We start from the raw sequence: 13,183 nt of genomic DNA, 5'->3' as shown, positions 1-13,183 counted from the left end.
GCGCAGAACCTCCTAGGACTGCACGGGGGTGTGTATGGAGCTCTTCGCGGCGCTTTCCTCCACCGCCGCGAGTACCCGCTGCACCTGAAGTCCGTCGGCGAACGACGGTACGGGGTCCGCCCCTTCGGCGATCGTCAGAACCAGGTCGCGGGCCTGGTGGATGAAGGTGTGCTCGTAGCCGAGTGCGTGGCCCGGCGGCCACCACGCCTCCAGGTACGGGTGCTCGGGCTCGGTGACGAGGATGCGGCGGAACCCGGCAGTGGTGGCCTGTTCGGTGTGGTCGTGGAAGGACAGTTCGTTGAGGCGTTCCAGATCGAAGGCGAGCGAGCCCCGCTCGCCGTTGATCTCCAGCCTCAGCGCGTTCTTGCGGCCCGCCGCCATCCGGGTCGCCTCGAACGAGGCCAGTGCTCCGGAGGCGAGCTTGCCGGTGAACAGGGCGGCGTCGTCGACGGTGACCGCCCCGCGTGCCCCGCTGTCCGCGGTGCCCGAGAGTCCGGCCGACGCCCCGGTGAGCAGCGGTCGTTCCCGTACGAAGGTCTCGGCGACCGCCGACACCCCCACCAGGAGCTCTCCCGCCAGATACTGGGCGAGGTCGACGATGTGCGCCCCGAGGTCGCCGAGCGCGCCCGATCCCGCGTGCTCGCGCTTGAGCCGCCAGGTGAGCGGCGACTCGGGGTCGACCAGCCAGTCCTGGAGGTAGGTGGCCCGTACGTGCCGCAGGGCGCCGATCCTCCCGTCTGCGATCAGCGTCCGTGCGTACGCGATCGCCGGCACCTTGCGGTAGTTGAAGCCGACCATCGCCACCTGGCCGCGGGCCCTGGCCCGTTCCGCGGCCTCCGTCATGGCCTCCGCCTCGGCGACCGTGTTGGCGAGCGGCTTCTCGCACAGCACGTGTTTGCCGGCCTCCAGGGCGGCGATGGCGATCTCCGCATGGCTGTCGCCGGGCGTGCAGATGTCGACGAGCTGGACGTCGTCCCGGGCGATCAGGGCGCGCCAGTCGGTCTCCGCCGCCGCCCAGCCGTGCCGTTCGGCGGCGGCGGATACCGCCGTGAGGTCGCGTCCGCAGATCGCGGCGAGAGCCGGCTGCATCGGCAGGTCGAAGACGTGTCCGGCGGTGCGCCACCCCTGTGAGTGGGCGGCGCCCATGAACGCGTATCCGACCATGCCGACCCCGAGCGTCGCCTTCGGCACGGTCGTCGGCGGCGCTGCGGCCTCCTGCTCCGTCTCTTCCCTACGGGCCATACGGGCTTCCTCCTCGTCGGTCGTTCGGTGGGCGCACGGCAGGAGGGTCAGCACCCTCCTGGACGGCGGATCAGCTGAAGCCCGTAGGCAGGTACTGGTCGATGTTGTCCTTGGTGACAACGGCCGAGTAAAGGGTGAGGCTGGTCGGGATCTCCAGTTCGGAGAGCCCGCCGATGCCCTTGCCCTGCCCCAGGGCACGCGCCAGGTCGATGGCGGACGCGGCCATCGTCGGCGGGTAGAGAACCGTGGCCTTCAGGACGCTGTTGTCGGCCTTGATGGCGTCCATCGCGGACTTCGCGCCCGCGCCTCCGACCATCAGGAACTCGTCCCGGCCCGCCTGCTGGATGGCGCGCAGCGCGCCAACTCCCTGGTCGTCGTCATGGTTCCACAGGGCGTCGAACTTCTTCTGCGCCTGCAGGAGTTGGGCCATCTTCGCCTGGCCCGACTCGACGGTGAATTCGGCGGCCTGACGGGCCACCAGCTTGATGTTGGAGTAGTTCTTGAGGGCGTCCGCGAAGCCCTGGCTGCGCTGCTTGGTGAGCTCCAGGTTGTCGATGCCCGCGAGCTCGACCACCTTGGCGTTCGGCTTGTCCTTGAGCTGTTCGCCGATGTAGGTGCCGGCATTGAGTCCCATGCCGTAGTTGTCGCCGCCGACCCAGCAGCGGTAGGCCTGCGGTGAGGCGAAGATGCGGTCCAGGTTGATGACGGGGATGCCCGCCTTCATCGCCTCCAGACCGACCTGAGTGAGCGCTTTGCCGTCGGCGGGCAGAATGACGAGGACGTCGACCTTCTTGTTGATGAGGGTCTTGACCTGGCCGATCTGGGCGGCGGTGTCGTTGGAGCCCTCGGTGATCTCCAGGGTCACCTCGGAGTACTTCTCCGCCCGCGACTTGGCGTTCTCATTGATGGCGTTGAGCCATCCGTGGTCGGCCTGGGGTCCGGCGAAGCCGATGGTGACGGGCTTCCCGGGCTTGTCGTCCGCGGCCGGCTGATTGCTCTGCGCGGTCTGCGACTTCTTCGGCTCATTGCTGGTGCAGGCAGTGAGGAGAGCGCCCGCGGAGACGGCCGCGGTGCCGAAGAGCAGTCCTCTGCGGCTGGTTTCTGGCATGGCTGTGGAACCCTTCATCCGGTGCGTGGGTGGCATGCGGAACTGCGGGTGAGATGGGGTGGGGTGGAGTGGGGAGGGCCCGAGGGCCGGGGGTGTCGGGCGGATCAGGGTCGGACAGGGCGCGGCCCCGGCCGTGATCCGCCGGACACCCTTAGGTCTCCCCGTGGGCCGAGGTGCGGCGCTGGACCAGGACGGCGGCAACGATGATCGCGCCCTTGGCGATCTGCTGGACATCGCTCTGCAGATTGTTGAGCGCGAAGATATTGGTGATGGTGGTGAAGACGAGGACACCGAGGACGGAGCCGACGATTGTGCCGCGTCCGCCGCTGAGCAGGGTGCCGCCGATGATCGCTGCGGCGATGGCGTCGAGCTCGTACAGGTTGCCGTTGGTGTTCTGTCCCGAACCGGACAGGATGATCAGCATGAAGGCCGCGATGCCGCAGCAGAGACCGGAGAGCAGATACAGGTAGAGCCGCTGCCGCCGTACGTCGATCCCGGCGAGGCGGGCCGCTTCCGCGTTGCCGCCGACCGCCACCGTGCGGCGGCCGAACGTCGTCCGGTTCAGCACCAGCCAGCCGATGACGGTGACCGCGGCGAAGACCATGACCAACGGCGGGATACCGAGGACGTACGAGTCGGGCAGACCCAGGTCGAGGACCGACTGGACGGTGACTATCTGTGTCTTGCCGTCGGTGATCTGCAGGGCGAGACCGCGGGCCGAGGCGAGCATGGCCAGCGTCGCGATGAACGGCACCAGCCTCCCGTACGCGATCAGCAGCCCGTTGACGAGTCCGGCACCCAGGCCGACGAGCACGGCGGTGAAGAGGATCCCCGCGAAGCCGTACTCCTGGGTGGCGAGCGTGGTCGCCCAGACGGAGGCGAGCGCCACCATCGCGCCCACCGAGAGATCGATGCCGCCGCTGGTGATGACGAACGTCATGCCGACGGTGACGACGCCGATGACGGACGACTGGGTCAGGATCAGCTGCAGGTTCCCGGTGTCCAGGAAGGCGTCGGGCTCGGTGAACCCGCCGACGGCGATCAGTACGGCGAGGACGCCGAGCAGCGACAGGTTGCGGACGTCCACGCGCACCCCGAGGGCGCGCAGTCCGCCGCCCTTCGAGGGCGGCAACGCGGCGGGGGCGGGCGGGGCCGCCTTGTCCGGCCCACCGTGCTGCGCCGAGGAGACGGGCTGAGTCATGACGTCGGGCTTCCTTCCATCACGAGGTCGAGTACGCGGTGCTCGTCGAGCTCCCGGGCGTCCGCCGTATGCACGACGCGGCCCTCTCGGAGCACCAGCACCCGGTCGGCGAGGCCCAGCACTTCGGGCACTTCGCTGGAGACCAGCAGAACGGCGAGGCCTTCGTCGGCCAGCCGGCGGATCACGGCGTAGAGCTCGGCGCGGGCGCCGACGTCGACACCGCGGGTCGGTTCGTCGAGCAGCAGCACCCGGCAGCCGCGCAGCAGCCAGCGGGCCAGGACGGCCTTCTGCTGGTTGCCGCCGGAGAGGGTGCGGACGGGGGTGTCCGGGTTGTCCGGGCGCAGCGAGAGTTCGCGGGTGGCGGCGCGGGCCGCCCGGTGCTCGGCTCCGCGGTCGAGCCAACCGGCCCGGGAAAAACGGGACATGGAGGAGACGGAGACATTGCGGGTGACGGATTCGAGCATCAGCAGGGCCTGCGCCTTGCGTTCCTCGGGGGCGAGACCGATGCCCGCGGCGACGGCTGCGCGGACGCTGCCGGGGCGCAGCGGCTTCCCGCCGACGAGGACCCGGCCCGCGCTCGGCCTGCGGGCTCCGTAGATCGTCTCCAGGATCTCGGAGCGCCCGGATCCGACGAGTCCGGCGAGCCCGACGATCTCGCCGGGCCGCAGCTCCAGGTCGACGGGGGCGAACTCGTCCGCCCTCGCGAGCCCTTCGACGGTGAGCACGGGGTCCTGCCGGACGTCCTCCACGGGGGCCTCGGGGCGCTGCGGGAAGACGTACTCGACATTGCGGCCGGTCATCATCGCGACGATGTCGCGCGTGGGGGTGGACTCGGCGGGCAGCCCGACGGCGACGGCCCGCCCGTCCTTGAGCACGGTCACCCGGTCGCCGATCCGGCGGATCTCCTCCAGACGGTGGGAGATGTAGACGACGGCGACCCCCTCGGCGGTGAGCCCGGCAACGATACGGAAGAGGTTGGCGACCTCGTCGGGGTCGAGGGCGGCGGACGGCTCGTCCATGACGATGAGCCGCACGTCGTGGGAGAGCGCCCGCGCCATGGAGACGATCTGCTGCTGGGCGGCGGAGAGCGCGCCGACGGGACGGGCGGGATCGATCTCGGGGTGGCCGAGGCGCTTCAGCAGTGCGGCGGCGGCCGTGCGTCCTTCGCGGGTGCGGACGACGAAGCGGGCGGTGGTGGGTTCGTGGCCGAGGAAGATGTTCTCGGCGACCGAGAGGCCCTCGACCAGGTCGAGCTCCTGGTAGATGGTGGCGATGCCGAGACGCATTGCGGCGATCGGCGACTTGAGCGAGACGGGTGCGCCGCGCCAGGTGATCTCGCCGCCGTCGGGCTGGTGGGCCCCGGCGAGCACCTTGATGAGGGTGGACTTGCCGGCGCCGTTCTGCCCGAGCAGACAGTGGACTTCGCCGGCCTGGACCTCCAGGTCCACGCCGTCGAGGGCGCGCACACCGGGGAACGACTTGGTGATGCCGGACATGGTGAGCAGGGGTGGTTCTGGTGCCATGACAAATCCCCTCGGCGGGTGCGGGCCGGTGAGCGGGCAGGGCGGTGCTGTTCCGGGGGCTTCCCCGGGACCCCGGCCGGATGAGGCGGGAACGGTTCGGTGGTGCGTACCGGTCGAGGATCAGGCCGGTGAGAACAGGTGGTCGCTGATGAGCCGGGCGGCGCCGATCACTCCGGCGGCCGGCCCCAACTCCCCCAGCACGATGGGAAGATTGCCGGTGGCCAGCGGCAGGGACTGCCGGTAGACCTGGGTACGGACGCTGGCGAGGAGCGTGTGGCCGAGGCCGGTCACACCGCCGCCGATCACCACCAGTCCTGGGTTGAAGAAGCTGACGAGTCCGGCGATGACCTGGCCGACCCGGTTGCCGCCCTCGCGGATCAGGTCGAGCGAGGTGGCGTCACCGGCGGCCGCGGCGGCGGCCACATCGACCGCGGTGAGTTTCCCGGCCGCCTCCAGCCGGGCGGCGAGTTCCTGCGACTGCCCCGCGCGCGCCGCGTCCTCGGCGTCGCGGGCCAGCGCGGCGCCGCTGAAGTGGGCTTCCAGGCAGCCCCGGTTGCCGCAGGCGCAGGCGCGGCCGTCGGGTTCGACCTGGATGTGGCCGATGTCGCCGGCGCTGCCCGTCGTACCGCGGTAGACGTCGCCGCCGACGACGATGCCGCAGCCGATACCGGTACCGATCTTGACGCAGAGGAAGTCGCCCACGGAGCGTGCGACGCCCGCGTGCTGTTCCCCCATCGCCATCAGGTTCACGTCGTTGTCGACCATGACGGGGCAGCCCAGTTCCTGGCTGAGCGCCTCGCGGACCGGGAAGCCGTCCCAGCCGGGCATGATCGGAGGTGCGACCGGTACGCCTTCGGGGAAGCGGACCGGTCCGGGTACGCCGATGCCCACGCCGTCGAAGCCCTCGGCGAGCCCGGAGGCCCGGAGCTTGGCCGCCATGGACAGCACCTGCTCGAAGATCGCGACAGGTCCTTCGCGTACGTCCATGGGGTGGTTGAGGTGGCCCAGAACCTCCAACTCCGCGTTGGTGACAGCCACATCGATCGATGTGGCACCAATGTCGACGCCGAGGAAGCGCAGTGCGGGAGCGAGCCGGATGTTGTGCGAGCGACGCCCGCCGCGCGAGGCGGCGAGTCCGTCGGCCACGACGAGTCCGGTCTCCAGCAGCCGGTCCACCTCGACGGCGAGCTTGGAGCGGGAGAGATCGACCTGATCCCCCAGCTGTGCCCGGGAGTTGGGCCCGCCGTCGCGCAACAGCCGGAGCAGTCGCGCCTGATGCGCATTCGCGGGTCGTGCCGTCATACGTCTCACGCGCCCCTCCCCGCCACATCGGCTCATCCGTCGGGCTTTCGAATGGAACGTAGCAGCGGTTGCCGGTACTGGGAAGAAGTTGCGCAGGAATCCGCTACAACTTTCTCCACACTGAGGACAAAGCCGTGCGGTCGAATGGTGGATCCACCGTCGGCGCCGGGGCATTTCGGGGCCCGCGCCGTGGCCGGGCGGGCAATCAGGAGTGCCGGAACGGGCCGTCCAGGGCCGCCCACTGCAGCAGCATGATGGTCTTGGCATCGGCGATGGCGCCGGTGCGGACCATCGCGAGCGCCTCCGCGAAGGGGAGTTCCGTCGTCGCGATGTCCTCACCCTCGGCCGCGATCCCGTACCCGTCGGCGGCGGAGGCCTGCGGACGGTAGGGGGCAGCGAAGAAGTGCAGGCGTTCGGTGACCGAGCCGGGGCTCATGTACACCTCGAAGACGCGCTCGGGGGTACCGATGACATGTCCGGTCTCCTCGGCGGCCTCCCTGCGGATGGCTTCCTCGGGGCTGTCGCCGTCGAGGAGCCCGGCGGCGGTCTCGATCAGCATGCCGTCGGGGTGCCCGTTGACATAGGCGGGCAGACGGAACTGCCGAGTCAGCAGAACAGTGCGGTGTTCGGTGTTGTAGAGCAAGATCGTGGCGCCGTCGCCGCGGTCGTAGGTCTCCCGCTGCTCCCGGCTCCAGTGGCCGTCGCTGTGCCGGTAGTCGAAGGTCGTCCGGCGCAGGACGTACCAGTCGCAGGAAAGCACTTCCACGTCTTCGATTCGCACCCGCGGGTTGCCGGTCAGGTCGCGGCCGTGCCGGTCCAGGCCGGTACGGCCGCGGCGGTCGGGGGTGTCCAGGCCGGCCGTCACCGGGCGGACGGGACGTCGTCGATACGGGTGTAGACGTCCAGCCCCTGATCCCGGGCCCTCGCGACCATCCGGTCCGCGCCGTCCGAGGGGCCGCCGATGCGCAGCACCGCGTCGCAGCGCGCCAGCAGCAGTTCGGCGACGGGGTGGAAGATCTCCTGGAATGCCGCGTCGCCCGGACCGGCGCTTCCCGCGGTCTCCAGCAGGGGAAGGGCGAGAGCCTCGCCGGTGACCGGCAGGTGGCCGGAGCGAAAGAGCACCAGTGCGGCCTGGTTCATCGCCCGCACATGGGCGTCGAGCTTGACCGGATCGTCTCCGGTGCCCGACCGGTACGGGCCGGCGACCAGGATCATCAGCGGTCGTGGGACAGCGGTCATGATGCGCTCCTCATGGCGGACGGTGTTCAGGCCAGGGCCGTGCCGACGCCCGCATCGCGCAGGGCCGTCAGGGTCAGCGGGCCATTGGGGTGCGTGGCGGCGTCCTGGGCCGCGGCGTCGGTGACGAAGGCGTCCACCGCCCCCAGCGCGGCGACCTGGCTGAACGCGCGCACCCCGAGCTTGGTCGCGTCCGCCACGGCGATGGTGCGCGCCGCCTGCGCAAGGGCGGCCTGTTTGACGGCCGCGTCGTCCAGCGAGAACTCCGACCACCCGTACTCGGCGTGCACACCGCCGATGGACAGCACAAAGCAGTCGAAGGCCAGGGCCTCAAGTGTGCGCAGGGCAAGCGGGCCGACCAGCGACTGCTCCCCGGAACGGGACCGGCCGCCGACGACCAGCAGCTCGATGCCGGGCCGGTCCGCCAGGCAGACCGCCGCCTGCAGACTGAGCACCGCGACCGTCAACGGGGCACGTTCGACCAGATGCTTCGCGACGTGCACGGTGGTGGTGCCCGCGTCCAGCAGCACACGGGATCCCGGCTCGACCATCGCGGCCACGGCCGCACCGAGACGGTCCTTCGTCGCGGCCTGCCACGGCTCACGGGCCGCGAAGCCCGCCCCCTCCTCACGCGAACGTGTGGCGACGGCGCCGCCGTGCACCCTGCGCACCAGCCCCTGTCGCTCCAGCGCGTCCAGGTCCCTGCGAACGGTCATTTCGGAGACCCCCAGACGATGGGAGAGCTCCGACACGGAAACCCGGCCGGAGCCCTGCACCAGTCGCAGGGTCAGGTCCAGACGATTGGCGACACCCATGACTCATTTCTAACACACCAATGTTCACTTGAACATGCTCATGTGTGAATATCGGGCAGGACCTGCCCTTCGATGTGCAGGAGGAGAGCGCCGGCGGTTGGCAGGAGCAGTGGTCCGTCATGCCTGTCGGGGATGTGCCGGAGCACATGTACTGCGATTTCAGTAGCGGGATTGTCGGCAGGCGCACGACGACGGGACGGGCCGTGCCCGGAGAACCTGGGGAGGTATTCGAGATTCAGATGTGGAGACCCCTGCCCGTGGCTGCTTTTCTCTATCGACTGGGCCGTCTGGCCTTCCGGCGACGCTGGTACGTCGCCCTGCTGTGGGCGGCGGTGCTGGGCGCTGTCGGCTTCGGCGCCGTCACAGCTCCCACCGCCCCCGACGAGGGGTCATCCATGCCCGGCATCGAGTCCCAGAAGGCATTCGACCTGATGGAGCAGCGCTTCCCCGGGTCGATGGCCGACGGGGCGAGCGCCCGGGTCGTCTTCGTCGCTCCCGACGGGCAGAAGGTCACGGCGGCCGGGAACCGGTCGGCCATCGAGAAGACCGTGGTCGAGGCGGCCGACGGGGCTCAGGTCGCCGGTGCGGTGAGCCCCTTCCAGGCGCATTCGGTGAGCAAGGACGCCTCCACGGCGTACGCGACCGTCACCTACAGGGTGAAGGCCGACGACCTCACCGACGCGAGCAGGCAGAAGCTGGAGGACGCCCTGCAGGAGGCCCGGGACGCGGGCCTGACCGTCGAGGTCGGCGGAAACGCGCTGGCGACCCGGCCGGCGGCGGGCGGAGGGGCCGAAGGGATTGGCATCGCCATCGCCGCCGTGGTGTTGCTGATGACCTTCGGTTCACTGGCCGCCGCCGGGCTGCCGCTGCTGACCGCGATCATCGGCGTCGGTGTCAGCATGGCGTCGATTCTCGCCCTGGGCAGTGCCCTGGGCCTGTCCGCGACGACGGGCACCCTGGCCACGATGCTCGGCCTCGCGTGCGGCATCGACTACGCCGTGTTCATCGTCTCCCGCTACCGGGAGGAACGGGCCAAGGGACACGTACCCCAGGAGGCGGCGGGTCTGGCGGCCGGCACCGCCGGTTCGGCGGTCGTCTTCGCCGGGCTCACCGTCGTCATCGCACTGGCCGGGCTCTCGGTGGTCGGTATCCCGATGCTGACCACGATGGGCCTCGCCGCCGCAGGGGCGGTCGTCATCTCCGTCGTCGTCGCGCTGACGCTGGTCCCGGCCCTGCTCGGCTTCTGGCCGCGTACGGTGCTGTCGCGCTCCGTCCGAAAACGCGGGAGGAGCAAGGAAGGCGGCGAGCACAACGGCGGCAGCCGCTGGGCCCGGTTCGTCCTGCGCCGCCCCGTCCCCGTGCTCCTCGCCTCGGTCGCGGGTCTGGGGGCACTCGCGCTGCCGGTGATGGATCTCCAGCTGGGCATGCCCGGAGACGAGGCCAAACCCACCTCGACCACGGAGCGCCGCGCCTACGACGCGCTCGCCGACGGCTTCGGTCCCGGCTTCAACGGGCCCCTGACCATCGTCGTGGACGCCAAGGGTGCCGACGACCCGAAGGCCGCGGTGACGACGATCGAGCAGAAGATCGGCGCCACCGAAGGAGTCGTCTCCGTCTCACCGGCGCGCTTCAACCCCGCCGGTGACACCGCGGTGTTCTCCGCCGTCCCGGCCGCCGGGCCGAGCACCGAGAAGACCAAGGACCTCGTCCACACCATCCGCACCGAACGCCCCGCGGTCACGTCCGCCACCGGAGTGACCTTCGAGGTCACCGGCACCACAGCGATGAACATCGACGTCGCCCAGAAGGTCCAGGACGCGCTGACCCCCTACCTCGCGGTCGTGGTGGGTCTGGCCATCCTGCTCCTGACGGTGGTCTTCCGCTCCGCGCTCGTACCGATCAAGGCGGCCCTCGGCTTCCTCCTGTCGGTGCTGGCCGCTCTCGGCTCGGTCGTCGCGGTCTTCCAGTGGGGCTGGGGCGCCGGCCTCCTCGGCGTGGAGCAGACCGGCCCGATCATGAGCCTGATGCCGATCTTCCTGGTGGGCATCGTCTTCGGTCTCGCCATGGACTACGAGGTCTTCCTGGTCGCCCGCATGCGGGAGGCGTACGTCCACGGAGACCGGCCCGGCCAGGCGGTCGTCACCGGTTTCCGGTACAGCGCCCGCGTCGTGGTGGCGGCCGCGCTCATCATGATGGCCGTCTTCTCGGGGTTCATCGGCGCCGGCGAATCCATGATCAAGACGATCGGGTTCGGTCTGGCCACGGCCGTCCTGTTCGACGCGTTCGTCGTCCGCATGGCGTTCGTCCCCGCCGTGCTCGCCCTGCTCGGCAAGGCGGCGTGGTGGCTGCCCCGCCCGCTGGACAAGCTGCTGCCCCGCGTCGACGTGGAAGGTGAGGCTCTCAGCCGGCGGTCCGCCGCCGCCCCGGCGCAGGCCGAGGCCGCCGACCGGGAGTCGGTCCGTATCTGACCGCCGCACCCACCGCAGGGCCGCCCGTGGAGAACACGGGCGGCCCTCGTTGGCTGCGCGGCGCCCGCATCGCCCACCATGGATCTACCGGACCGGAGAATTCGATGACGACCACCTGGCAGCGATACACGAACGACCATCCCCGCGGCGTCGACGCTGCGGTGGCCCTGCTGCTGTTCGTCGTCTCCGTCCCGGGAAGCGTGATCAGCGGCATGGAGCCCGCCATCCGGGCCGAGTGGTGGATCGCCGTGCTGTTCTCGGCCGTCGGCTGCGCGGCCCTGCTGTGGAACCGCAGCCACCCCCGCGCCGTCGTCGCAGTGACCGCGGCCTGCGCCGTGGCCACGGGAGTGCCGGGATTCCTGCTCACCCCCCTGCTGCTGGGACCTGTCATGGTGGCGCTCTACCGGCTGGCCGTCGACGCCGACCGGACGACCACCCGCACCTACACGCTCACCATCGCCGCGCTGCTGACGGCGACCACGCTGCTCGCCACCCGTGGTGACCAGCCGCTCATCCTCAGGACGATCAACCCCACCGCCTGGATTCTGCTGTCGGCAGTGCTCGGCGGCGCCGTCCAGCTGCGTCGCGCCTATCTGGAGGTCGTACAGGCGCGCGCCGCACACGCCGAGCGCATGCGCATCGCCCGCGAACTGCACGATGCCGTCGCCCACCACTTGACGCTGGCCCACGCCCAGGCCGGTACGGCCGCGCACCTGGCGCGCAACCACCCCGAGCAGGCGCAGACGATCCTTGCCGACCTGGTCGGCACCACCTCATCGGCACTGCGGGAACTCAAGGCCACCGTCGGCCTCCTGCGCCAGGCGGACGACACCGACGCGCTGGCACCCGCCCCCGGCCTCGCGCAGCTCGCCGAACTCACCGACTCGTTCGCATCCGCCGGGCTCATCGTCACCGTCACCACCGAGGGCGAGGAACAGCGGCTCTCACCGGCAGTGGACCTGACGGCGTTCCGGATCGTGCAGGAAGCACTCACCAACGTCACCAAACACGCCACCGCACACACGGCGCACGTACAGCTCGACTACACCCGCGACAGGCTCACCGTCACGATCACCGACGACGGAGAGGCCACGGCCCGAACCACTGCGGCCCGGAACGGCGGATTCGGTCTCATCGGCATGCGTGAACGCGCCCATTCCGTCGGCGGTCACCTGTACGCCGGCCACCGGTCCGAAGGTGGCTTCCACGTCACCGCCCGTCTGCCACTGCACCCCCGTAACCCGGAAGAGGGCTTCATCGCATGACCATCCGCGTCCTGCTCGCCGACGACCAAGCCCTCCTCCGGGCGACCTTCCGCATGCTGATCGACTCCTGTGACGACATGAACGTGGTCGCCGAAGCCGCCGACGGCAGGGAAGCGGTCGAGCTCACCCGCACCCACCGTCCCGACCTCGTCCTCATGGACATCCGCATGCCCGGCATCGACGGCCTGGCCGCGACCACCGCGCTCTGCGCCGATCCGGACCTGTCCGGCACCCGCGTCCTCATCCTCACCACGTTCGAGACCGACGAGTACGTCGCCCGGGCACTGCGCGCCGGCGCGAGCGGCTTTCTCGGCAAGGACGTGGACGCGGACGGACTCCTCTCCGGCATCCGCACCGTGGCCTCCGGCGAATCCCTGCTCTCCCCGCTGGCCACGCGCTCCCTCATCGCCCGCTTCCTCGCCACACCCGAACCCGGAAGCCACCTGGCGCCGCCCGAACGCCTCGCCGTTCTCACCGCCCGCGAGCGCGAGGTGATGGCTCTGGCCGCCGAGGGGAAGTCGAACACCGAGATCGCCGGCATGCTCGTCCTCAGCCCGCTGACCGTGCGCACCCACGTCCAGCGCGCCATGGCCAAGCTCCACGCGCGGGACCGCGCCCAACTGGTCGTGATCGCCTACCAGTCCGGCCTCGTACAGCCCACGCCGCCGCCACCGCACTGAACGCCGACGGACCGTCCACTGCGGGCGGAACGCAGAGGAGGGCCGGGACTCGGAGCTCCGACCCTTCCTGGACGACCCGTTACGGCTTCGACCCGTCACGACCGCGATCCGTCCGAACCTTGACGACCCGTTCGAACGGTCCTGCGTGTCCGGTCGCAGCACTAGGGGTGTGTCGGAAGTCCCGCCTGCCCGGCGACGCCCGGCACGCACGCTCGCCGCGTTGTCGGGCCCGCCCGAGTACGTCCGGTACGAGGACGACCCTCCGCCTCGCGATCGCACGCACCGGACGCCGCCGGGCCCACCCTTCGGGCGGACGGCGGGACTTCCGACACACGCCCTAGCC

At 70.5% G+C, this 13,183-nt stretch carries 11 protein-coding genes; 3 read left to right on the top strand and 8 right to left on the bottom strand.

Translation table 11 applies throughout. The features are described 5' to 3' along the window. Positions 1 to 12: 12 nt before the first annotated feature. The 8 genes from ACFU6I_RS38500 to ACFU6I_RS38465 all read right to left on the bottom strand — a co-directional run bounded on the left by ACFU6I_RS38500 (position 13) and on the right by ACFU6I_RS38465 (position 8,427). The gene (locus ACFU6I_RS38500; protein ID WP_384376018.1) at positions 13 to 1,242 is read right to left on the bottom strand and encodes a Gfo/Idh/MocA family protein; all 1,230 of its coding nucleotides are present in this window, start codon (positions 1,240 to 1,242) and stop codon (positions 13 to 15) included. A gap of 70 nt (positions 1,243 to 1,312) precedes the next feature. After that, the gene (locus ACFU6I_RS38495) at positions 1,313 to 2,350 is read right to left on the bottom strand and encodes a substrate-binding domain-containing protein (RefSeq protein WP_266979429.1); all 1,038 of its coding nucleotides are present in this window, start codon (positions 2,348 to 2,350) and stop codon (positions 1,313 to 1,315) included. A 151-nt stretch (positions 2,351 to 2,501) separates the two neighbouring features. Beyond that, positions 2,502 to 3,551 carry an ABC transporter permease gene (locus ACFU6I_RS38490; RefSeq protein ID WP_384376015.1) on the bottom strand — a complete coding sequence of 350 codons (1,050 nt, stop codon included), beginning with the start codon at positions 3,549 to 3,551 and terminating at the stop codon, positions 2,502 to 2,504. Beyond that, positions 3,548 to 5,074 (bottom strand): sugar ABC transporter ATP-binding protein, encoded by a 1,527-nt coding sequence (locus ACFU6I_RS38485; RefSeq protein WP_384376011.1) that lies wholly within the window; start codon positions 5,072 to 5,074, stop codon positions 3,548 to 3,550. The genes ACFU6I_RS38490 and ACFU6I_RS38485 overlap by 4 nt, the downstream gene beginning before the upstream one ends. A gap of 120 nt (positions 5,075 to 5,194) precedes the next feature. Beyond that, on the bottom strand, positions 5,195 to 6,376 hold the full coding sequence (locus ACFU6I_RS38480; protein WP_345511472.1) for an ROK family transcriptional regulator: 1,182 nt from the start codon (positions 6,374 to 6,376) through the stop codon (positions 5,195 to 5,197). A gap of 205 nt (positions 6,377 to 6,581) precedes the next feature. After that, entirely contained in the window at positions 6,582 to 7,241 is a 660-nt protein-coding gene (locus ACFU6I_RS38475; protein WP_384376008.1) for an NUDIX domain-containing protein, read from the bottom strand. Next, complete coding sequence (locus ACFU6I_RS38470) at positions 7,238 to 7,615, bottom strand: DUF4406 domain-containing protein (protein WP_384376005.1); 378 nt, start codon at positions 7,613 to 7,615, stop codon at positions 7,238 to 7,240. Before ACFU6I_RS38470 ends, ACFU6I_RS38475 begins: the two co-directional genes overlap by 4 nt. Before the next feature lie 26 nt (positions 7,616 to 7,641). After that, positions 7,642 to 8,427: a DeoR/GlpR family DNA-binding transcription regulator gene (locus ACFU6I_RS38465; RefSeq protein WP_384376002.1), complete on the bottom strand. Its 786-nt coding sequence runs from the start codon at positions 8,425 to 8,427 to the stop codon at positions 7,642 to 7,644. Between the two features lie 257 nt (positions 8,428 to 8,684). Here ACFU6I_RS38465 and ACFU6I_RS38460 point away from each other — a divergent pair, with 257 nt between their 5' ends. The 3 genes from ACFU6I_RS38460 to ACFU6I_RS38450 all read left to right on the top strand — a co-directional run bounded on the left by ACFU6I_RS38460 (position 8,685) and on the right by ACFU6I_RS38450 (position 12,840). Continuing rightward, positions 8,685 to 10,895 (top strand): MMPL family transporter, encoded by a 2,211-nt coding sequence (locus tag ACFU6I_RS38460; protein WP_384375999.1) that lies wholly within the window; start codon positions 8,685 to 8,687, stop codon positions 10,893 to 10,895. 104 nt (positions 10,896 to 10,999) lie between these two features. Then, a complete protein-coding gene (locus ACFU6I_RS38455) occupies positions 11,000 to 12,160 on the top strand; it encodes a sensor histidine kinase (protein ID WP_384375996.1) in 1,161 nt (386 codons plus the stop codon). Further along, positions 12,157 to 12,840 (top strand): response regulator, encoded by a 684-nt coding sequence (locus ACFU6I_RS38450; RefSeq protein ID WP_384375993.1) that lies wholly within the window; start codon positions 12,157 to 12,159, stop codon positions 12,838 to 12,840. The genes ACFU6I_RS38455 and ACFU6I_RS38450 overlap by 4 nt, the downstream gene beginning before the upstream one ends. Positions 12,841 to 13,183: the final 343 nt, after the last annotated feature.

The organism is Streptomyces sp. NPDC057486 (assembly GCF_042802415.1).
In the GTDB taxonomy this organism is placed as follows: Bacteria; Actinomycetota; Actinomycetes; order Streptomycetales; family Streptomycetaceae; genus Streptomyces; species Streptomyces yanii.
The sequence above is the reverse complement of the archived record's forward strand: the minus strand, read 5'-3'. Positions and strand labels throughout refer to the sequence as shown.